We start from the raw sequence: 21542 nt of genomic DNA, 5'->3' as shown, positions 1-21542 counted from the left end.
CGCTGGGCATCGAACATCGGCTTACCCGTCCACGGCGGCCCCAGACCAACGGCATGGTGGAGCGCTTCAACGGTCGTATCGAAGAGGTGCTGCGCAGCCATCACTTCCTCAGCGGCCAAGACCTGGAGCAAACCCTCTTGCGCTACGCTTGGCTCTACAACCACCATCTGCCTCAGACTGCCCTCGATGCCCGCACGCCCATGCAGGCCATGAAGGACTGGTATCGGCGAAGATCGGATTTGTTCCAAAAGCGACCCCATAATCATCCGGGACATGACATCTATGTCTGGTCGATAATTGGGCTGATTTTTTGTTGCGCGCTGGATCAGCATATTCCTTTTTGATTTCCTCGCCTGTTGTGGTCGCGTTCCTGCTGAGTCTATGTTAGTTTTGCCTATCAACGGCCTCGACCGTGTTGAGCAGCAGCATCGCGATCGTCATCGGCCCTACGCCGCCCGGCACCGGGGTGATCCAGCCGGCCACCTCGCGCACGGCGTCGAAGTCGACGTCGCCGCACAGCTTGCCGTCGGGCAGGCGGTTGATGCCGACGTCGAGCACCACGGCGCCGGGCTTGACCATGTCGGCGCCGATCATGCGCGGCTTGCCGACCGCGGCGACCAGCACGTCGGCCTGGCGCGTGTGGTGGGCCAGGTCCGCGGTGCCGCTGTGGCAGATCGTCACCGTGGCGCCGGCCTGCAGCAGCAGCAGCGCCATCGGCTTGCCGACGATGTTGCTGCGGCCCACCACGACGGCGTGCTGGCCGCGCAGGTCGGTGCGGCCGATGTGCTCCAGCATCTTCATGCAGCCGTACGGCGTGCACGGCCTGAAGGCCGGCTGGCCGACCAGCAGCGCCCCGGCGTTGGCGACGTGAAAGCCGTCGACGTCCTTCTCCGGCGCGATCGCCTCGATGACGCGCTGGGCGTTCAGATGTGCCGGCAGCGGCAGCTGCACCAGGATGCCGTGGATGGCCGGGTCGGCGTTGAGGGCGGCGATGCGCGCCAGCAGCTCGTCCTCGGTGAGGCTGGCGGGGTAGGTTTCCAGCACCGAGTGGATGCCAGCTTCGCCGCAGGCCTTGACCTTGTTGCGCACGTAGACCTGGCTGGCGGGATCGTCGCCGACCAGGATCACCGCAAGGCCCGGCCGGTGGCCGCGGGCCGCCAGCGCGGCGGCGCGTTCGGCCACGCGCTGGCGCCAGTGGCGCGCCAGCGCCACGCCGTCGATCAGTTGGGCGGTCATGGGGGAGGGGGTCAGACTTTGGAGGGGGGAATCGGCGCCAGGGCGATCTTGAGCAGATCGGCCACGGTGTTGGCGCCCAGCTTTTCCATGATGTTGGCGCGGTGCGCCTCCACCGTCTTGATGCTGATGCCGAGGTCGTCGGCGATCTGCTTGTTGAGCCGCCCGGCGACGATGCGCTCCAGCACCTGCGATTCGCGCGTGGTCAGCTTGGCCAGCAGCGCCTCGCGCGTGGCGGCCTGCTGGTGTACGGCAAACGTCTCGCGCGCGACGTCGAGCATCTTCTCGACCAGCGCGACGAGCTGGTTTTCGTCGAAGGGCTTCTGGATGAAGTCCAGAGCGCCTTTCTTCATGGACTCCACCGCCATCGGCACGTCGCCGTGGCCGGTGATGAAGCAGATCGGCAGCGGCGAGTGGCGCTCCAGCAGCCGGTCCTGCAGTTCCATGCCGCTCATGCCGCCCATGCGGATGTCGGCGATCAGGCAGGCGACTTCGCGCGGGTCGTAGCGCGCCAGAAACGCCTCGGCCGACTCGAAACATCGCACCCGGTAGTCCTTGCCCTCCAGCAGCCATTGCAGCGAGTCGCGCACGGCTTCGTCGTCGTCAACCACGTACACGGTTCCGCGTTTGGGGATCAGGCTCATCGTTGTCCTTCGGGCGTCTGCGCTTCGTTGACAGAGGAGGGATGAACACGGGGCTCCGCGGCGTCCTGGGGCGACACCGGGATCCAGAAGGTGAACTCGCAGCCCGCGACCTCGCTGCCATTGTAGAGGTTGCGCGCATGCAGCCGGCCGTGGTGGGATTCGATGATCGAGCGGCACAGCTTCAGGCCGATGCCCATGCCTTCGGCCTTGGTGCTGTAGAAGGCTTCGAAGATGCGGTCGAGGCGGTCTTGCGGAATGCCGCTGCCGCTGTCGCGGACGGTGAACTCCACCACGTCGCGGCCCTCGACGGTGCGCGGCACGACCTGCAACTCCACATGGCGTTGGCCGGGCGGCCGCTGGGCATGCTGGATGGACTCGCCCGCGTTTTTCAGCAGGTTGATCAGCACCTGTTCGATCAGAATGGGGTCCACCATCAAGCGCGGCAGGCGCGCCGCGACGTAGATGTTGAGGCGCACCATGTGGCGGCGCAACTCGATGTCGGCCAGCTCAGTGGCGTTGGCCACCATTTGCGCGACGTCGGACAGCGTCGGGTTGGGCTCGCTTTTTTTGACGAAGGCGCGGATGCGCTGAATGATGTTGCCCGCACGCTGTGCCTGCCGCACCGTCTTTTCCAGCGCGCCGAGCAGATCCTCGGGGCCCATTTGGCCTTTTTGCAGCCTGCTGATCATGCCGCTGGCGTAGTTGCTGATGGCGGTCAGCGGCTGGTTGAGTTCGTGCGCGACGCTGGAGGCCATCTCGCCCATCGTGATCAGGCGGCTGGCGGCTTCAGCGCGCTCGGCTTGCAGAGCGGCCTGTTCTTCCGCATGGCGGCGGGCGGTGATGTCGCTGGCGATCAGCATCTGCACCAGCCGCCCGTCCACCCAGGTCAGGTAGCGGGTGCGCACCTCTAGCCACTTGCCCAGCTCGGGCACCAGGATCTGCGTGTGCTCGGCGATCGCCTCCACCAGCGCATCGGCGGGCAGGCCGACCAGGCTGTCCACATGGTCGGTGTGGTCCTGCGGCGGCAGCACCGGGACGGAGGCGCACAGCTCGAGCATGCGTTCGTGGCCCGCTGCGCCCTGCCCAAACCAGCGCTGATAGATGTGGTTGGCAAACAGCAGTTCGTTGCTGTGCAGCGGCGCGACCGAGATGGCCTCGTCTAGGCTGTCCAGCACGGTCGCGAAGCGGTCGTACGAGGCCGTCAGCTCTTCGCGGATGCGCTTGGGCTCGGTGATGTCGGTCATCGACGTCATCCAGCCCGTCTGCCGCCCCTGCGCATCGACCAGCGGCGAGACGTACATGCGAGCGTAGAAGATGCTGCCGTTTTTGCGCTTGACGGGGACCTCGAAGCCGCCCGGGGCGTTGCGGCCGGCGATCTCGTCCTGCAGGCGGGCCATCAGCGTGTCGTGTTCCGCCTCGGGCCAGTAGGGGAAGGGGGCGGTGGTGCCGATCAGCTCGGCCTCGCTCCAGCCCGTCATGTTGCAGAAGGCGCGGTTGACGTAGGTGATGCGGCCCTCCATGTCCAGGGCGCGCATCCCGGTGAGCATGGAGTTTTCCATGGCGCGGCGGAAGTTGGTCTCCGCCACCAGCGCGCGCTGGGCCTGCAGGCGCCGGCGCGTGTGGCGCATATTGCCCAGCAGCATCCAGATCGTCGCCACGCTCATCGCGCCGACGATCCAGAAAAATGCTTCGCTGCCCGCGTCGCGGTCGGCGCGCAGGCCTTCGGCGCGCACCAGCAGGCTGTTACCGATGGGGGAAATGGGCAGCTCGTGCCGCTGAGCCCGCGCTGCCCAGGGCAGGCGCGACAGCGGGGTCGTGATGGGCTTGAGCGGCGTGCCCGCGTGCAGCGTGCCGTCTTCGCCGACGAAAGTCACCGCGTAGCGCGCCAGCACCTCGGCCGGCACGCCATAGCGCAGCAGCCCTTCGACGGAATACTCCGCCAACACCGCGCCGCCAAAGCGGCGCTGGTCTTCGAAGGGCACCAGCAGCACGATGGTGCTGCCGCTGTCGGGCCAGCGCAGGGGGCGCGAGTAGATCGGTTGGTGCAGGTCGCGCGCCAGTTCGAACGCGCCATCGGTGCTGTTGGGCGGCAGCAGATCGCCCGCGCGGCGCTGGGCATGCGCCGGCGCGCTGGGCGACGCGTAGCCCGTCACCACCTCCCGGAACGGGCCGATCCAGTGCACCGACAGCAGTTCGGGGTTCTGCATCACCACCGCCTCGGCCTGAAAGACGAACTCGGTCTCCTCGACCGAGCGGTTGGCGATGTCGCGCGCCAGACGCATGAGCTGCTCCTGCCGCTCCAGCAGGCGCAGGCGCAGGCGCTGTTGCGCGTATTCGGTGTCGCGCATCACCGCTTCCTGCTCGCGGTTGGCCTCCTGATGGGTGAAGTAGGCCACGGCCGAAAAGATCGCCGTCAAAAACAGCAGGACGGACAGCAGTGGCCCCAGCACGGCGAGCCGGTCCTGCCGGCTGGGCGGCAGCCGGTCCCACCACTGGCGCCACCAGCGGCGCGGGGCTGCCCACCAGCGGGGGCCGCGCGGGGCGTGGGTGTCGGACGTCGGGCTGGCCATGCCGGCAGTTTAGGGCAAACCCTCAGCGTCGCTATACGGCCAACATCTTAAATGTCGTAATGTGAAATAGATGACCGCAGTTTGGAAATTGGTCCATTTCGTGCGAAACTTCGTGGATACGAAGACGCCTTCGCCGTACCCTTTTCCGTGCCAACGAGGAGACGACACCATGTCCCAACCCGCCCAACCGATTTCCCCGCTCGTGGCCCCCGACGCCGATCCGCAGGAGACGCGCGAGTGGCTCGACGCGCTGGACGCCGTCATCGAACGCACGGGCCCCGAGCGTGCCCACTTTCTGCTGGAACAGCTGCTGGAGGAGGCGCGCGAGCACAGCATCGATCTGCCGTTTTCGGCCACTACTGGCTACGTCAACACCATCGAGCCGGATGAGGAAGAACGCAGCCCCGGCAACCTGGAAATCGAAGGCCGCCTGCGCGCCTACATGCGCTGGAACGCGATGGCCATGGTGGTCAAGGCCAACCGGCTCAATCCGCCCGACGGCGGCGACCTGGGGGGACACATCAGCTCCTTCCAGTCGCTGGCGCACATGTTTGCCTGTGGTTTCAACCACTTTTGGCACGCCGACGACACCGACCAGGGCGGCACGCACGGCGGCGATCTGATCTATATACAGGGCCACAGTGCTCCGGGCATCTACGCCCGCGCCTTTCTGGAAGGGCGGCTGACCGAGGAGCAGTTGCTGCACTTCCGCCAGGAGGTGGACGGCAAGGGTTTGTCCAGCTATCCGCATCCCAAGCTGATGCCGGAGTTCTGGCAGTTCCCCACCGTGTCGATGGGGCTGGGGCCGCTGATGGCCATCTATCAGGCGCGCTTTCTGAAGTATCTGCACGCGCGTGGGATCGCCGACACCAGCCGGCGCAAGGTGTGGGTGTTCTGTGGCGATGGCGAGATGGACGAGCCCGAGAGCCTGGGCGCCATCGGCCTGGCGGCGCGCGAGGGATTGGACAACCTGATCTTCGTCGTCAACTGCAACCTGCAGCGGCTCGACGGCCCGGTGCGCGGCAACGGCAAGATCATTCAGGAACTGGAGGGCGAGTTTCGCGGCGCCGGCTGGAACGTGATCAAGCTGCTGTGGGGCAGCAACTGGGACCCGCTGCTGGCGCGGGACAAGGACGGCGTGCTGCGCAAGATCATGCTCGACACGCTGGATGGCGACTATCAGGCGTTCAAGGCCAATGATGGCGCCTTCGTGCGCAAGAACTTCTTTGGCCGCCACCCGAAGGCGTTGGAGCTGGTGGCCAAGATGAGCGACGAGGACATCTGGGCGCTGCGCCGCGGCGGCCACGATGCGCAGAAGGTGTATGCCGCCTTCCACCGCGCGCACCACAACACCACGGGCCAGCCGACCGTGTTGCTGGTCAAGACGGTCAAGGGCTACGGCATGGGCCGCGCGGGCGAAGGCAAGAACACCGCGCACCAAACCAAAAAGCTCTCCGACGAGGACATCCGCTACTTCCGCGACCGCTTCAACATCCCCATCCCGGACAGCGAACTGCCCAAGATCCCGTTCTACAAGCCGGCCGACGACACGCCGGAGATGAAATACCTGCACGAGCGGCGCAAGGCGCTGGGCGGCTATTTGCCCAAGCGCCGGGTCAAGAGCGATGAACAGTTCACCGTGCCGTCGCTCGAAACGTTCAAGGCCGTGCTGGAGCCCACGCCCGAAGGGCGCGAAATCTCCACCACGCAGGCCTATGTGCGCTTTTTGACGCAGCTGCTGCGCGACCAAGCCCTGGGTCCGCGCGTCGTGCCCATTTTGGTGGACGAGGCCCGCACCTTCGGCATGGAGGGGTTGTTCCGCCAGATCGGCATCTACAACCCCAAGGGCCAGCTCTACACCCCGGTGGACAAAGACCAGGTGATGTACTACCGCGAGGACAAGGCCGGCCAGATTCTGCAAGAGGGCATCAACGAGGCGGGCGGCATGGCCAGCTGGATCGCGGCTGCCACGTCGTACAGCACCAACAACCGCATCATGGTGCCGTTCTACATCTATTACTCGATGTTTGGCTTCCAGCGCATCGGGGACTTGGCCTGGGCGGCGGGCGACATGCAGGCGCGCGGCTTCTTGCTGGGTGGCACCTCGGGGCGCACCACACTCAATGGCGAGGGCCTGCAGCACGAGGACGGTCACAGCCATATCCTGGCGGGCACCATTCCCAACTGCATCAGCTATGACCCCACCTTCGCGCACGAGGTGGCGGTCATCATCCACCATGGCTTGAAGCGCATGGTGGAAAAGCAGGACAACGTGTTCTTCTACATCACCCTGCTCAACGAGAACTACGCCATGCCGGGCCTGACCCCCGGCACGGAGGAGCAGATCATCCAAGGGATGTATCTGTTCAAGGAAGGCGCGAAGCTCACGCCGCGGGTGCAGTTGCTTGGTTCTGGCTCCATCCTGCGCGAAAGCCTGTTTGCGCAGGAGCTGTTGGAAAAAGACTGGGGCGTGGCCGCCAATGTGTGGAGCTGCCCGAGCTTCAACGAACTGGCCCGCGAGGGGCAGGACTGCGAGCGCTGGAACCTGCTGCACCCGACGGAGGCGCCGCGCGTGCCCTTCGTCACCCAGCAGCTGGACAAGCACACCGGCCCCGTGGTGGCCTCGACCGACTACATGAAGGCGTACGCGGAGCAGATCCGCGCCTACATCCCCAAGGGACGCAGTTACAAGGTGCTGGGCACCGACGGCTTTGGCCGCAGCGACTTCCGCAGCAAACTGCGCCAGCATTTCGAGGTCAACCGCCACTACATCGTGGTGGCCGCGCTCAAGGCCCTGGCCGAAGAAGGCACCGTGCCGGTAGCCAAGGTGGCCGAGGCCATCGCCAAGTACAGCATCGACACCGAAAAGCTCAACCCCCTGCACGCCTGATGGCCCGGAGACGATGAAATGGCAGTGATCGATGTGAAGGTCCCGGACATCGGGGATTTCAAAGACGTGGCGGTGATCGAGCTGCTGGTCAAACCCGGTGACCGGGTGGCGGTGGACCAGTCGCTGATCACGGTGGAAAGCGACAAGGCGTCGATGGAGATTCCCTCCAGCCACGCGGGCGTGGTCCAAGAACTGAAAGTGCAACTCGGCGACAAGGTCAGCGAGGGCTCGGTGGTGCTGACGCTCGAGGCCGAAGGTGCCGCCACCGCGGCCGCCCCGCAGCCCGCTTCCGCGCCGGTGGCTGTCCCGACCGTGGACGCACCGGTGGCGGCGGCGGTGCCTGCATCCGCGCCCACACCGGCCGAAGCGCCGGCACCCACGGTGGCGCCTACCTCTGCCTTGGCGCCGGCTGCGCCTCATCAGCCCGCATCGGCTCCGGTGCTCGGCCTGCCGCACGCCTCCCCGTCGGTGCGCAAATTCGCCCGGGAGTTGGGCGTACCGCTGGCCGAGGTCAAAGGCTCGGGGCCCAAGGGCCGCATCACGCTGGAGGATGTGCAGGCCTTCACCAAAGCCGTCATGGCGGGGATCTTGCAGACGCAGGCCCAGGCCGCCCAAGCGCCGGCGCCTGCCGCCGGCACCGGCGTCGGGCTCGATTTGCTGCCCTGGCCCAAGGTGGACTTTGCCAAGTTTGGCCCCATCGAGCGCAAAGAGCTGGGCCGCATCAAGAAAATCAGCGGCGCCAACCTGATGCGCAACGCCGTGATGATCCCGGCCGTCACCAACCACGACGATGCCGACATCACCGAACTGGAAGCCTTCCGGGTGCAGCTCAACAAGGAGCACGAGAAGAGCGGCATCAAAGTCACGATGCTGGCTTTTCTCATCAAAGCCTGTGTGGCCGCGCTCAAGAAGTTTCCCGAGTTCAACAGCTCGCTGGACGGCGACGCGCTGATTTACAAGCACTACTGGCACATCGGTTTCGCCGCCGACACACCGAATGGCTTGGTGGTGCCGGTGATCAAAAACGCGGATCAAAAAGGCATTCTGCAGATCAGTCAAGAGATGGCCGATCTGGCCAAGAAGGCGCGCGAGGGCAAGCTGGGCCCCGCCGACATGAGCGGCGCCACCTTCACCATTTCCAGCCTGGGCGGTATTGGCGGGCGCTATTTCACGCCCATCATCAACGCGCCGGAGGTGGCCATACTGGGGGTGTGCAAGAGCCAGATGGAGCCCAAGTGGGACGGCAAGCAGTTCGTGCCACGCCTGATGCTGCCGCTGTCGCTGACGTGGGACCACCGCGTGATCGACGGCGCGGCCGCCGCGCGCTTCAACGCCTATCTGGGCCAGATCCTGGCGGACTTCCGCCGCGTGTTGCTGTGAAGGGGGCATGAACATGGCACTGATGGACATCCAGGTTCCCGACATCGGCGACTTCAAGGACGTGGCGGTCATCGAACTGCTGGTCAAGCCGGGCGACACGGTCCAGGTGGATCAGTCGCTCATCACGGTGGAGTCCGACAAGGCGTCGATGGAGATCCCGTCCAGCCACGCGGGTGTGGTGAAGGAACTCAAAGTCAAGCTGGGCGACAAGGTCAGCGAAGGCTCGGTGATTCTGTCGCTGGAGGTGGCCGGTGAGGCGGCCGCGGCAGTGCCCCCCTCGGCGCCCTCGGCACCGGCCACTGGTGCCCCGGCTTCCGCGCCCACCGCGGCTCCGGTGGTGGCCCCGGCCTCGTCTGCTGCGCCTGTGGTGGCGCCTGCGGTGTTGCCGGCGGCGGCCAGCTTCAGCGGCAGCGCCGACCTGGCGTGCGATGTGCTGGTGCTGGGCGGGGGGCCGGGCGGCTACTCCGCCGCTTTCCGCGCCGCCGATCTGGGCCTGAAAGTGGCGATCGTGGAGCGCTACGCCACGCTGGGCGGCGTGTGCCTCAACGTGGGCTGCATCCCCTCCAAGGCGCTGCTGCACGTGGCCGCCGTGATGGACGAGGTCAGCCACATGGCCGACTTGGGCGTGGAGTTCGGACGCCCGCTGGTCAATATCGACAAGCTGCGCGGCCACAAGGAAAAGGTCATCGGCAAGCTCACGGGTGGGCTGGCCGCCATGGCCAAGATGCGCAAGGTCACGGTGGTGCGTGGTTACGGGGCCTTCGTCGGCCCCAACCACGTCGAAGTGGAAGAAACCACCGGCACCGGCCAGGACAAGACCGGCAGCAAGACAGTGGTGGCGTTCAAGCGGTGCATCATCGCGGCCGGTTCGCAGGCCGTGCGGCTGCCGTTCCTGCCCGACGACCCGCGCATCGTGGACAGCACGGGTGCCCTGGCGCTGCCGACAGTGCCGAAGAAAATGCTCATCATCGGTGGCGGCATCATCGGGCTGGAGATGGGCACCGTGTACTCCACCCTGGGCGCGCGGCTCGACGTGGTGGAAATGATGGACGGTCTGATGCAGGGCGCCGACCGCGATCTGGTCAAGGTCTGGGAGAAGATGAACAAGGGCCGCTTCGACAACATCCTGTTGAAGACCAAGACCGTGGGGGCACAGGCCACGCCCGAGGGCATCCGGGTGCAGTTCGAGGGGCTGGACGGTACCAAGAGTGAAGGCATCTACGACCTGGTGCTGCAGGCCGTGGGCCGTACGCCCAACGGCAAGAAGATCGCGGCCGACAAGGCCGGCGTGGCCGTGACCGACCGGGGCTTCATTGGGGTTGATGTGCAGATGCGCACCAACGTGCCGCACATCTTTGCCATCGGCGACATCGTTGGCCAGCCCATGCTGGCGCACAAGGCCGTGCATGAGGGCCATGTGGCGGCGGAGGTGATCGCTGGCGAACTGCTGGGCGATGCCGCCCTGGCCCGCAGTGCTTTTGACGCGCGGGTCATCCCCAGCGTGGCCTATACCGACCCCGAGGTGGCCTGGGTGGGCCTGACCGAAGACCAGGCCAAGGCGCAGGGCATCCCCGTCAAGAAAGGCCTGTTCCCCTGGTCGGCGTCGGGCCGAGCCATTGCCAACGGCCGCGACGAAGGCTTTACCAAGCTGCTGTTCGACGACCGCCCCGAGGCGCATGGCCACGGCAAGATCCTGGGCGGCGGCATCGTGGGCACCCACGCTGGCGACATGATTGGCGAGATCGCGCTGGCCATCGAGATGGGCGCCGACGCGGTGGACATCGGCAAGACCATCCACCCGCACCCCACGCTGGGCGAGAGCATCGGCATGGCGGCGGAGGTGGCGCACGGCAGTTGCACCGATCTGCCGCCGCCGCGGCGCTGAAGCTTGGTTTCGGCCACGCGGCGGGGACGAGGCGCGCCCCGTTGCGGATCGGCCGCACGCGTCCGTGCATCGTTGCATGCCGATGCAGCGATGTTGACGCGCGTCAAGGTGCTGTTGCGGGGTTTCCCTAGGATGGTGGCAGGGGTCGTCGGCGACCCGGGACCCATTCCTGGAGCAACAGATGAGCAAGGCTTGGCAGACGGCGCTGCGCCGCACGATCGCGGCGGTGGCCATGGGCATGGCGGCTTGGGGGACGCAGGCCCAGTCCACCGATCCGCTGGTGATCGGCGAGGTCATTGCCCGGGACCGCTGTGCGGTTTGCCACGGTCCGTGCGGGCAGGGCGTGGCGCCCAACTTCCCCCGTCTGGCGGGCCAGAATGCCCAGTATTTGACGCGTCAGCTCCAGGCCTTTGCCAGTGGTGAGCGCAAGGACACCGCGATGACCGAGAAGGTCAAGGGCCTGAGCCCCAGCGACATCGAAGCGGTGGCCGAGTACTACGCGCGCCAGAGGCCGGGGCACACCCCCAGCGGCGACGAGCTGCTGCTGGCCGTGGGGCGCTATGTGTACGAGCGGGGCAACCGCCACAGCGGTCTGCCACCGTGTGCCACTTGCCACGGGCCCGGCGCGACCGGCACCACCGAACTGCCGCGCCTGGCAGGCCAGCATCCGCAGTACATCATCCGTCAGGTGCAGGCATTCAAAGAGCGCACGGGCAACCGCGACAACGCCATCATGCGCGTGATGTCGCACCGCCTGAGCGACCTGGAGCTGGAGGCGGTGGCGGCCTATCTGGGCAACCTGAAGTGATCGCCCGCGAGGCGGCTCACGCTTCGGCAGCGTCGCCGGCCGCCAGCCCGCCCATCACCTGGCTGAAGCCACCGTCGACGTAGATCACCTCGGCGCTGATGCCGGCCGCGAGGTCGCTCAGCAGAAACGCCGCCGTGTGGCCGACGTCGTCGATGGTGACGTTGCGCCGGATCGGGGCGTTGCTCTCGACCACGTTCAGGATCTTGCCGAAGCCCTTGATGCCGCTGGCGGCCAAGGTCTTGATCGGGCCCGCCGAGATGCCGTTGACCCGCCAGCCGCGCCGCTTGCTGCCCAGCGATTCGGCCAAGTAACGGACGCTGGCCTCCAGGCTCGCCTTGGCCAGCCCCATCGTGTTGTAGGCCGGCACCATGCGCACGCTGCCCAGGTAGGTCAGTGTCAGCAGTGCGGCGCGGTCGTTCAGGTAGGGCAGCGCCGCCTTGGCCATGGCCGGGAAGCTGTAGGCGCTGATCTCGTGTGCGGTGCGGTAGGCCTCGCGCGACAGACCGTCGAGAAAGTCGCCGGCGATGGCCTCGCGCGGCGCGTAGCCGATGCTGTGCACGAAGCCGTCGAACGTCGGCCAGTGCGCCGACAGATCCTGGAACAGGCGCTCGATGTTGGCGTCGTCCGAGACGTCGCACTCGAACACGAGGTTGGAGCCGAACTCGGCGGCGAACTCCGTGATGCGGTCCTTGAAGCGCTCACCGACGTAGCTGAAGGCCAGTTCCGCCCCCTGGGCGCGGCAGGCGCGCGCGATGCCGTAGGCGATCGAGCGGTTGGACAAAACCCCGGTGATCAGCAGCTTCTTGCCGGCCAGAAAACCCATTGTTCGTGCTCCTCGTGGTGCGGAAAAAATCCTGCAGAATTGTCGCATGCACGACTGGCCACATCCGCCGAGCCTTCCGCGCGCCCTCCGCGCCGCGGGGGGGATCCTGGCAGCGCTGGTGTTGGGGGTGTGCGTCCCCGCCTGGGCCGCGCACGGCTACGCGCTGTGGGGGCACCTGAAGTACCCGCCGGGTTTCGCGCACTTCGACTACGTCAACCCGGACGCGCCCAAGGGCGGTGAGCTGCGGCTGGTCAGCAACCTGCGCACCTCCACCTTTGACAAATACAACCCGTTCACGCTGCGCGGCAGCGCGCCGGCTTACCTGTCGGACTTGCTGTTCGACAGCCTGCTGGTTGGCGCTGCCGACGAGGTCGGCGCCGCCTATGGGCTGCTGGCCGAGGACGTGCAGGTGGCGCCGGATCGCTTAAGCGTCACCTTCCGCCTGCGGCGCGAGGCGCGCTTCCACCACGGCAAGCCGGTGCAGGCCGAGGACGTGCGCCACACCTTCGAGACGCTGCTCGGGCCGCACACCTCGCCGGTGTACAAGACGATTCTGGCCGACCTGGACGGCGTGGACGTGCTGGACGCGCGCACGGTGCGCTTTCGCTTCAAGCGCCCCAACCGCGAGCTGCCGCTGACGGTGGGCGGCATCCCGATCTTCAGCCGCGACTGGGGCGCGGATCCGGCCACGGGCCGGCGCAAGCCGTTCAACGAGGTGGTGATGGAAGTGCCGATCGGCAGCGGCCCGTACCGCATCGGGCCGGTCAAGTTCGGCAAGGACATCACCTACGTGCGCGATCCCGACTACTGGGCGCGCGACCTGCCGGTGCGGCGCGGCACCTTCAACTTCGACCGCATCACCGTCAAGATCTACAAGGACAACACCGCGCGGCTGGAGGCGCTCAAGGCCGGCGAGTTCGACCTGATGCGCTTCTTCTCCGCCGGCGACTGGGCGCGGCGCGTCAACGGCCGGCGCTTCGACACGGGCGAGCTGGTCAAGGCCGAGTTCCGCCACCGGCTGCCCACGGGCTTTCAGAGCTATGTGCTCAATACCCGCCGACCGCCGCTGGACGACCGGCGGGTGCGCCAGGCGCTGGCGCTGGCGCTGGACTTCGAGTGGATGAATGAGCGGCTGTTCTACGGCAGCTACGAGCGCGTGCGCGGGCTGTTCGGCAACACCGCCTGCGCCGCGCAGGGCGAGCCGGATGCGGCGCAGCGCCGGCTGCTGGAGCCGTGGCGCGCGCAGCTGCCGCCGGAAGTCTTCGGGCCGATGTGGGAGCCGCCGGTGGCCGGCACGCCCGATCGGCTGCGCGCCAACCTGCGCCTGGCACAGGCGCTGCTGCGTCAGGCCGGCTGGACCTACCGCGACGGGGCGCTGCGCAACGCCAAGGGTGAGCCGCTGGTGCTGGAGTATCTGGACAGCAACGAGGCCGGCGCGCGCGTCGTCACGCCGTGGGGGAGGAACCTCGCGCGGCTGGGAGTGGAGCTGCGCTTTCGGCCGGTGGACTTCGCGCTGTACCAGCAGCGGCTGCGCACCTTCGACTTCGACGTGATTTCGCTGGCGTTCCAGGGTACGCACAGCCCGGGTGCGGAGTATGCGGACCTGTTTGGCAGCGCAGCCGCCCGCACCGAGGACTCGGGCAATTTCAGCGGACTGGCCAGCCCGGCGTTGGACGATGTGATCGCGCGCATGGTGCAGGCGGACACCGAGCCCGCCTTCTTGGCGGCGTGCCGGGCGCTGGAGCGCGTGGTGGCGCACAGCCAGGTGCTGATTCCCCAATGGTCGGCACCCACGCACCGCATGGCCTACAACGCCTGGCGATTGGCGCGCCCCGCCGACATGCCCCCGTACGCCAGCGGCGAGGGCTGGGCGATCGAGACCTGGTGGGCGACATCGGCCGCCCCGGCCGCGCGCTGACGGGAGATGCATCCATGTGGGCCTACGTCCTCAAGCGCTTGCTGCTGATGATCCCGACGCTGTTTGGGGTGTTGCTGCTGACGTTCGTGGTGATCCAGTTCGTGCCCGGCGGGCCGGTGGACCAGTATCTGGCCGAGGCCCGTGCCGGGCTGGGGGCGGGGGCGGAGGGCGGCGGCTCCGCCTACCGGGGTGCGCAGGGGGTGGACCCCAAGCGGCTGGAGCAGATCAAGGCGCTCTATGGCTTCGACAAGCCGCCCCACGAGCGCTTTTGGCAAATGCTGCGGCAGTTCGCGCGTTTCGATCTGGGGCAGAGTTTTTTCCAGAACAAGCCCGTGGCGCAACTGATCTGGGAGAAGCTGCCCGTTTCCATGAGCCTGGGCCTGTGGACCTTCGTCATCAGCTACGCGGTGGCGGTACCCCTGGGCGTGGCCAAGGCCGTGCGCGCCGGCTCGCGCTTCGACGTCGTCACCTCCCTGATCGTCCTGGTGGCGTATGCGATTCCGGGCTTCGTGCTCGGGGTGGCGCTGCTGGTGGTCTTTGGCGGGCAGTTGCAGTGGTTTCCGCTGCGCGGGCTGGTCAGCGACCACTGGGCCGAGCTGTCGTGGCCGGCGCGGATCGTCGATTACCTGTGGCACATCACGCTGCCGGTGCTGTCGATGGTGCTGGGCAGCTTTGCCGTGACCGCGATGCTGACCAAGAACGCGTTTTTGGAGGAAATCCGCAAGCAGTACGTCCTGGTGGCGCGCGCCAAGGGCCTGAGCGAGCGGCAGGTGCTCTGGAAGCATGTGTTGCGCAACGCGATGATCCCGATCGTGACCGGCTTTCCGGCCGCGTTCATCGGGGCGTTTTTCACCGGCAGTCTGCTGATCGAGACGCTGTTCTCGCTCGACGGCCTGGGGCTGCTGAGTTACGAGAGCGTGATCCGCCGCGACTACCCGGTGGTCATGGGTACGCTGTTTTTGTTCACGCTGATCGGGCTGCTCACCAAGCTGGTCAGCGATCTTTGTTACGTGTGGGTGGACCCCCGTGTCAAGTTCGATTGACGCTCCGCATGTCTCCCCAAGCCCGGCTCGGCGGGCGTGGCGGCGCTTCGCGCGCAACCGGCTCGGCTGGTGGAGCCTGGTGCTGTTCGTGGCGATGGTGGCCGCCAGCCTGTTGGCCGAAGTGCTGTCCAACGACCGCCCGCTGCTGGTGCGCTACGAGGGGCAGTGGTACCTGCCGCTGTTGCACGACTACCCGGAGACCACTTTTGGCGGCGACTTCGAGGCGCCCACCGACTATCTGGACCCGTATGTGCGCGAACGCCTGACGACGGGCGGCAACTGGGCGCTGTACCCGCCCAACCCGTATGGCCCCCAGGCGCTCAACTACTGGGCGCCGGGACCGCACCCCGCACCGCCCAGCCGCGCCAACCTGCTGGGTACCGACGACCGCGGGCGCGATCTGCTGGCGCAACTGATCTATGGTTTTCGCATCAGCGTGCTGTTCGCGCTGGCGCTCACCGCCATCGGTGTGGTGCTGGGGGTGCTGGCCGGTGCGGTGCAGGGCTATTTTGGCGGGCGGCTCGACCTGACGATGCAGCGGCTCATCGAAATCTGGTCGTCGATGCCGGAGCTCTATCTGCTCATCATCTTCAGCGCAGTGTTTGCCCCCAGCGTCACCCTGCTGCTGGTGCTGCTGAGCCTGTTTGGCTGGATGGGGCTGGCCGACTATGTGCGCGCGGAGTTTTTGCGCAACCGCCAGCTCGACTATGTGCGCGCGGCCCGGGCGCTGGGGCTGTCGCACGCGGCCATCATCTGGCGGCATGTGCTGCCCAACAGTCTGACCCCGGTGGTGACGTTCCTGCCCTTTCGCATGAGCGCGGCGATCCTGGCGCTGACGTCGCTGGACTTTCTGGGGCTGGGCGTGCCGCCGGGCACGCCATCGCTGGGCGAGCTGTTGGCCCAGGGCAAGAACAACATCGATGCGTGGTGGATTTCGCTGTCCACCTTTGGCGTGCTGGTGCTTACGCTGACGCTGCTCACCTTCATGGGTGACGCGCTGCGCGACGCGCTCGACCCCCGAAAGGCCGACTGATGGACGGGCAGGCGACCCCGTTGCTGACTGTGCGCGGCCTGCGCATCGCGTTTGGCGGACGGCCCGTGGTGCACGGCATCGACTTCGATGTGGGCGCGGGCGAGAAGGTGGCCCTGGTGGGGGAATCCGGCTCGGGCAAGACGGTGTCCGCGCTGAGCCTGCTGCGGCTGTTGCCCGACGCCCGTATCGAGGGGGAGGTGCGCTTTGACGGGCAGTCGCTGCTGACGTTGCCGGAGCGCGCGCTGCGCGCCTTGCGCGGCGATGCGGTGGCGTATGTGTTTCAGGAGCCGATGACGGCGCTCGATCCGCTGTACCCGGTGGGCGAGCAGATCGCCGAGGTGCTGCGCCTGAAGCGGGCGCTGTTGCCGCGCGAAGCCTGGGCGCGCGCCGTCGAGTGGCTGGCCCAGGTCGGCATCGACGACGCCCCGCGCCGGGCGCGTCAGTATCCGCATCAGCTCAGCGGCGGGCAGCGCCAGCGCGCCATGATTGCCATGGCGCTGGCCGGCGAGCCGCGCCTGTTGATCGCGGACGAGCCGACCACGGCGCTGGATGCCAGCCTGCGGTTGCAAATCCTGGCGCTCCTGGAGGATTTGCAGCGCCGCCTGGGGCTGGCGGTTTTGTTGATCACGCACGATCTGAACCTGGTGCGGCGTTTTGCCGACCGTGTGGTCGTGATGGAGCAGGGGCAGGTGGTCGAGGCGGGGCCGGTGGCCCAGGTGTTTGACGCGCCGACGCATCCGTACACGGTGCGCTTGCTGGGCAGCCGCCCGGTGCGGCCCAAGGCGCTGCAAGCGGACACCCCCCCCGCGGACGCGCCCCCATGCCTGGAGCTGGATGGGTTGCGCGTGACGTACCGTGTGCCGCGACCCGGGTGGCGGGGGTGGTTTTGCGCCGGGCAGTTCCCCGCAGTGCATGGGGTGTCGGCCCGGCTGGCGCCCGGCCGCACACTGGGGGTGGTGGGGGAGTCCGGATCGGGCAAGTCGACGCTGGCGCTGGCCGCTCTGGGCCTGCTGCCGGTGCAGGGCCGTCTGGCGGTGATGGGCAGGGCCTGGCAGGGCGGGGCGATGGACCGTCCTCTGCGCCGCGAGGTGCAGGTGGTGTTTCAGGATCCGTTCTCGTCGCTGTCGCCGCGCCTGACGGTCGAGCAGATCGTCGAAGAAGGCTTGCGGGTGCACGAGCCGCGGCTGTCCGCGGCCGAGCGGCGCAAGCGCGTCGTGGCTGCTTTGCAGGAGGTCGGCTTGCTGCCCGCCACGGCGACGCCTGCCGAGGTCGCCGCGTGGCTGCAGCGCTATCCCCATGCCTTTTCGGGTGGGCAGCGGCAGCGCATCGCCATCGCCAGGGCGCTCATCGTGCAGCCGCGTCTGCTGGTGCTGGACGAGCCGACCAGCGCCCTGGATGTCACGGTGCAGCGGCAAGTGATCGAGCTGCTGCTGCGCTTGCAGCGCGAGCGCGGCCTGTCGTACCTGCTGATCACCCACGACGTGGATGTGGTATGGGCGATGGCGCACGATGTGCTGGTCATGCGCGCTGGCGCCGTGGTGGAGTCGGGGCCCGCGCTGCAGGTGCTGCGCGCGCCGCGCGAGCCTTACACGCGCCAGTTGCTCGAGAGCGCCGGCCCCCTGGCGGCTTGACCCCCCGACGACTCGCTGGCGACACCGGAGGTTCGGCGGCCCGCGGGCGCCCTACCGTGCAACGGTTGTGGTCCAATTCGGGGCGGGCCGCCATGCCGTCACGGGGGCGGCCCGTTCGATTTCTGCGTGATTCCCGGGAGAGGTTCTCATGATGACCCCATCGCCCCCGCCCGCCGTCGCCGGCGACCGGTCACCCGTGCCCGCCATCGGTTGGGCGGCACCGCTGCGCTGGCTTCGGCTGGGATGGCGCGACTATGTGACCCATCCCCTGCCGGGGGCGCTGCACGGCGGCATGATGGCGCTGTTCGGGCTGATTCTGTGGCTGGCGCTGCGCGATGAGTTCTGGCTGCTGGCCGGCGCGTTTTCCGGATTTTTGATCATCGCGCCGGTGCTGGCGTCGGGCCTGTATGCGGTGAGCCGCTATCTGGAGCGCGGCGAGAAGGTGTGCTGCGCTGAGGTGGTGCGGCTGTGGTCGTCGGGCGATCGGCGCCTGATGACCTTTGGGCTACTGCTGGGGCTGGCGGGGACGGGCTGGGTGCTGACGTCAGCGGCCCTCATCACGCTGTGGGCCCCTGCGCCGGTGCAGCGGCCCATGGATTTCGTGCTGCATGTGGTCCTGGCCGACGGGGTGGGGCTGTTCGAGGTCTGGCTGCTGCTTGGGGCCTGGCTGGCGGCACCGGTGTTTGCCTCCAGCGTCATGACCCTGCCCATGCTGGTGGACACGCCCACGCCGCTGTGGCATGCGGTGGGCGAGAGCTGGCGGGCCGTGGGCAGCCACCCGGTGGTCATGGGGGTGTGGGCGGTGTGCATCGTGGCGCTGGTGGCCCTGGGCATGGCGCTGGCCATGGTGGGCTTGATGCTGACGGTGCCGGTCGTGGCATACGCGAGCTGGCACGCCTATCGGGATTTCGAGCGGGCCGGGCTGATTCGGCCGCTGCGAGGGTGAAGGGCGCGATGAACGGGACGTTGTTTGGCTATACCGAGGCGCAGGTCGCGCAGTTCGGGCTCACCTTTGGGGTGGGTGCCTTCATTTTGTACATGCTCTTCATCGTCTTCAACCTGGCGCGCGAGTCCAAGGCGGGCAAGTTCGGCACCTTCGTGTTGTTCCTGGTGCTGTCGCTGGGGATGCTGGGGTTTCTGGCCAAGAATGTGATTCAATGGATTCTGGGGATGTAGCATCCGCCGACATCCTCCGGAGATCCACATCCGGCTGACCCCATGGCCCCCAACGCCCAATTTGCGATTCCCAACCGCGATACCGACGAAACCTACGTCGCGGGGCAGCCGAGCCTGCCCGTGGCCGTGGAGGGGTGGAACGGGCGCGTCGTGCGCGGCGCGTTGGCGGATTTTCAGCCGGAGGGGGGCGCGCTCAAGATTCTGGTCGAGGAGCCGCCCCGCCTGCTGTCGCTGCGCTTCAACCAGGTCAAGCGCTTGCGCGTGGATCCGCGGGACGCGCCTGCGTCGCTGGGCGCGGCGTCGGGGTATGCGGACGAGGTGCTGCACTCCTTCGTGGTGCAGTTGCGCGATGGGTCGGTGTATTCGGGGCTGTGCCACGGCTGCCGACGCACGCCGCACGGGCTGTGGGTGTTTCCCAAGATGGCGCGCGAAGGCGACCCGGAGCGCGTGTTCGTGCCCAAGAGCGGCATCGTCCGCTACGAGGTACAGAGCCGGGACGGCGGCCTGCTGGCCGACAGCGGCTTCAGCGAGACGCTGCTGAGCGCCACCGAGGAGGTGTCGCCGGAATCGCTGCGGCACATCGAAGCCTCGATGGTCGAGAACCTCGAACAGCTCAAGGCCGCGCTGGAGCGGCAGGCGACGCTCAAGCCCGTGCCCATCGGCGAGGCCCTGATGGGCCTGGGCAAGATCACCCCCGAGCAGTTGCTGCGCGCGCTGGAGCGCCAGAAGGCACAACCCAAAACCCCGCTCGGGCAGACGCTGGTCGAGATGGGGCTGATCCAGCCCGCCGATCTGCAGGTCGCGCTGGCGCGCAAGATGGGCTATCCCTTCGTGGATGTCCGCAAGTTTCCGCTGGACGCTGCGGCGCTGCGGCTGGTGCCGATGGTGCTGGCCATTCGGCTGCAGGTGCTGCCGATCGCCATTCTGGGTGCGTCGGTCGTGGTCGCCATGCCGGATCCGCTGCAGTTCAAGGCGATCGACGAGCTGGAGTTCACGGCACAGCGCAAGGTGATCCCGGTGGTGAGCTCGGCCGCCGACCTGCAGGCCAAGATTGCGGAGGCCTACCGCGCCATCGGCCTGGGGGATGAGGCCGTGCCAGCCGCGGTCGAGCCCGTCAAGCCGTCCGTGGCCCCCGCATCCAACGTGGAGGCCTGGCAACTGGCCGTCGAGCTGGCTGGCGAGGCCTCGTTGCAAGGCGTCGACGAGCGGCCGATCGAGCAGTCGGACAACACGCTGGTCAAGCTGGTCAATTCGATGATCGTCGAGGCCTTCCATCAGCGCGCGTCCGATATCCACATCGAGCCGTATCCTGGGCGGGAGAAGGTGATCATCCGTTTCCGGGTCGACGGCGAGCTGCGCCCCTATCTGGAGCTGCCCGCCAACTACCGCAACGCGCTCATCGCCCGCATCAAGGTGATGTGCAGCCTCGACATCTCGGAGCGGCGCAAGCCGCAGGACGGCAAAATCCATTTCCGCCGCTTCGGGGGGCTGCCGATCGAGCTGCGCGTGGCCACCATTCCGACCGCCGACGGGCTGGAGGACGTGGTGATGCGCATCCTCAACTCCTCGGCGCCCATGCCGCTGGAGGGGCTGGCGCTGTCCCCGCGCAACCTGGCGGCCATCGAGCACATTCTGGAGCGGCCGTATGGGCTGTTCCTGTGCGCCGGCCCGACCGGATCGGGCAAGACCACGACGCTGCACGCCGCCCTGCAACGCCTCAACACGCCCAAGCGCAAGATCTGGACCGCCGAGGACCCGGTGGAAATCACCCAGCGCGGGCTGCGTCAGATTCAGGTCAATGCCAAGATCGGCTGGACGTTCGCCAACGCACTGCGCTCGCTGTTGCGCGCGGACCCGGATGTGATCATGGTGGGCGAGATCCGCGATGCCGAGACGGCCGAGATGGCGATCGAGGCCTCGCTGACGGGGCATCTGGTGATGTCCACGCTGCACACCAACTCGGCGGCCGAAACCATTTTGCGCCTGGGCGACCTGGGGGTGGATCCGTTTTCGTTCGCCGACTCTTTGCAGGGCATCCTGGCACAACGGCTGGTGCGCCGGCTGTGCTCGTCCTGTGTGCAGCACGAGCCCGTGACCCCGGAGCGGCTGCGCGAGTTGACGAACGACTACCGTGCGCAACTGCCCGACGACCATCCCTTGCAGGATCCCGATGCGCTGGAGCGGGAATGGCGCCAGCGCTTCAGCCGCGATGGCCAATTGACGATGGCGCGGGCCCCGGGCTGCCCGGAATGCGGGCAGACGGGCTACCGCGGCCGCCTGCCGATGCACGAGCTGTTGATCGCCAGCCCGGAGTTGCGGCGCCTGGTGCAGGCCCGCGCGCGCCCCGCCGATATCCAGGCCCAAGCCATCCGCGAGGGCATGCGCACCCTGCGCCAAGACGGCATCGAAAAGGTGCTCATGGGGCTGACCACCCTGGCCGAGGTGCGCGCGTCCAGCAACCTATGACGCGAACCGGGTACTGCCCGAAGCGGTACTCGGAACCGCCCG

The 21542-nt window shown here is 67.5% G+C and carries 16 protein-coding genes; 12 read left to right on the top strand and 4 right to left on the bottom strand.

The features are described 5' to 3' along the window. A partial coding sequence (locus tag A9O67_RS13170) for an integrase core domain-containing protein (protein ID WP_156682291.1) occupies positions 1–344 on the top strand: 344 nt, incomplete at its 5' end. A gap of 40 nt (positions 345–384) precedes the next feature. Here A9O67_RS13170 and folD read toward each other — a convergent pair. The 3 genes from folD to A9O67_RS10225 are packed head-to-tail and all read right to left on the bottom strand — an operon-like array spanning position 385 to position 4447. Then, positions 385–1236, bottom strand: a complete 852-nt coding sequence (gene folD / locus A9O67_RS10235) for a bifunctional methylenetetrahydrofolate dehydrogenase/methenyltetrahydrofolate cyclohydrolase FolD (RefSeq protein WP_068609777.1) — start codon at positions 1234–1236, stop codon at positions 385–387. Positions 1237–1247: 11 nt separating this feature from the next. After that, positions 1248–1877 (bottom strand): response regulator transcription factor, encoded by a 630-nt coding sequence (locus A9O67_RS10230; RefSeq protein ID WP_068609775.1) that lies wholly within the window; start codon positions 1875–1877, stop codon positions 1248–1250. Continuing rightward, the gene (locus A9O67_RS10225) at positions 1874–4447 is read right to left on the bottom strand and encodes a PAS domain-containing sensor histidine kinase (protein WP_068609773.1); all 2574 of its coding nucleotides are present in this window, start codon (positions 4445–4447) and stop codon (positions 1874–1876) included. Before A9O67_RS10225 ends, A9O67_RS10230 begins: the two co-directional genes overlap by 4 nt. A 169-nt stretch (positions 4448–4616) precedes the next feature. On the opposite strand from A9O67_RS10225, the gene aceE reads away from it, so the two are divergent. The 4 genes from aceE to A9O67_RS10205 all read left to right on the top strand — a co-directional run bounded on the left by aceE (position 4617) and on the right by A9O67_RS10205 (position 11410). Further along, a complete protein-coding gene (aceE, locus tag A9O67_RS10220) occupies positions 4617–7337 on the top strand; it encodes a pyruvate dehydrogenase (acetyl-transferring), homodimeric type (protein WP_068609771.1) in 2721 nt (906 codons plus the stop codon). An 18-nt stretch (positions 7338–7355) separates the two neighbouring features. After that, positions 7356–8717 carry a dihydrolipoyllysine-residue acetyltransferase gene (aceF, locus tag A9O67_RS10215; protein WP_068609769.1) on the top strand — a complete coding sequence of 454 codons (1362 nt, stop codon included), beginning with the start codon at positions 7356–7358 and terminating at the stop codon, positions 8715–8717. Positions 8718–8730: 13 nt separating this feature from the next. Beyond that, positions 8731–10602, top strand: coding sequence for a dihydrolipoyl dehydrogenase (gene lpdA, locus A9O67_RS10210; RefSeq protein ID WP_068610010.1), 1872 nt, complete (start codon positions 8731–8733; stop codon positions 10600–10602). Between the two features lie 181 nt (positions 10603–10783). Continuing rightward, the gene (locus tag A9O67_RS10205) at positions 10784–11410 is read left to right on the top strand and encodes a c-type cytochrome (RefSeq protein ID WP_082955494.1); all 627 of its coding nucleotides are present in this window, start codon (positions 10784–10786) and stop codon (positions 11408–11410) included. 16 nt (positions 11411–11426) lie between these two features. On the opposite strand, the gene fabI is transcribed toward A9O67_RS10205, so the two are convergent. After that, positions 11427–12233, bottom strand: a complete 807-nt coding sequence (fabI, locus tag A9O67_RS10200; RefSeq protein WP_068609767.1) for an enoyl-ACP reductase FabI — start codon at positions 12231–12233, stop codon at positions 11427–11429. A 46-nt stretch (positions 12234–12279) separates the two neighbouring features. On the opposite strand from fabI, the gene A9O67_RS10195 reads away from it, so the two are divergent. The 7 genes from A9O67_RS10195 to A9O67_RS10165 all read left to right on the top strand — a co-directional run bounded on the left by A9O67_RS10195 (position 12280) and on the right by A9O67_RS10165 (position 21500). Then, positions 12280–14151, top strand: coding sequence for an extracellular solute-binding protein (locus A9O67_RS10195; protein WP_082955493.1), 1872 nt, complete (start codon positions 12280–12282; stop codon positions 14149–14151). A 14-nt stretch (positions 14152–14165) separates the two neighbouring features. After that, positions 14166–15194: a microcin C ABC transporter permease YejB gene (locus A9O67_RS10190; RefSeq protein WP_068610002.1), complete on the top strand. Its 1029-nt coding sequence runs from the start codon at positions 14166–14168 to the stop codon at positions 15192–15194. After that, positions 15178–16227: an ABC transporter permease gene (locus A9O67_RS10185; protein ID WP_082955492.1), complete on the top strand. Its 1050-nt coding sequence runs from the start codon at positions 15178–15180 to the stop codon at positions 16225–16227. Before A9O67_RS10190 ends, A9O67_RS10185 begins: the two co-directional genes overlap by 17 nt. Further along, positions 16227–17858 (top strand): ABC transporter ATP-binding protein, encoded by a 1632-nt coding sequence (locus tag A9O67_RS10180; protein ID WP_068609765.1) that lies wholly within the window; start codon positions 16227–16229, stop codon positions 17856–17858. Before A9O67_RS10185 ends, A9O67_RS10180 begins: the two co-directional genes overlap by 1 nt. Positions 17859–18006: 148 nt before the next feature. Further along, positions 18007–18804 (top strand): DUF2189 domain-containing protein, encoded by a 798-nt coding sequence (locus A9O67_RS10175; protein ID WP_143968084.1) that lies wholly within the window; start codon positions 18007–18009, stop codon positions 18802–18804. Positions 18805–18812: 8 nt separating this feature from the next. Further along, positions 18813–19034: a DUF2788 domain-containing protein gene (locus tag A9O67_RS10170; protein ID WP_068609763.1), complete on the top strand. Its 222-nt coding sequence runs from the start codon at positions 18813–18815 to the stop codon at positions 19032–19034. A 42-nt stretch (positions 19035–19076) separates the two neighbouring features. Continuing rightward, positions 19077–21500 (top strand): GspE/PulE family protein, encoded by a 2424-nt coding sequence (locus tag A9O67_RS10165; RefSeq protein ID WP_231960304.1) that lies wholly within the window; start codon positions 19077–19079, stop codon positions 21498–21500. Positions 21501–21542: the final 42 nt, after the last annotated feature.

Origin of the sequence: Tepidimonas fonticaldi (genome assembly GCF_001675355.1) — a bacterium.
GTDB classification, from domain to species: Bacteria; Pseudomonadota; Gammaproteobacteria; order Burkholderiales; family Burkholderiaceae_C; genus Tepidimonas; species Tepidimonas fonticaldi.
This window is presented reverse-complemented; position numbering and strand designations above follow the sequence as displayed.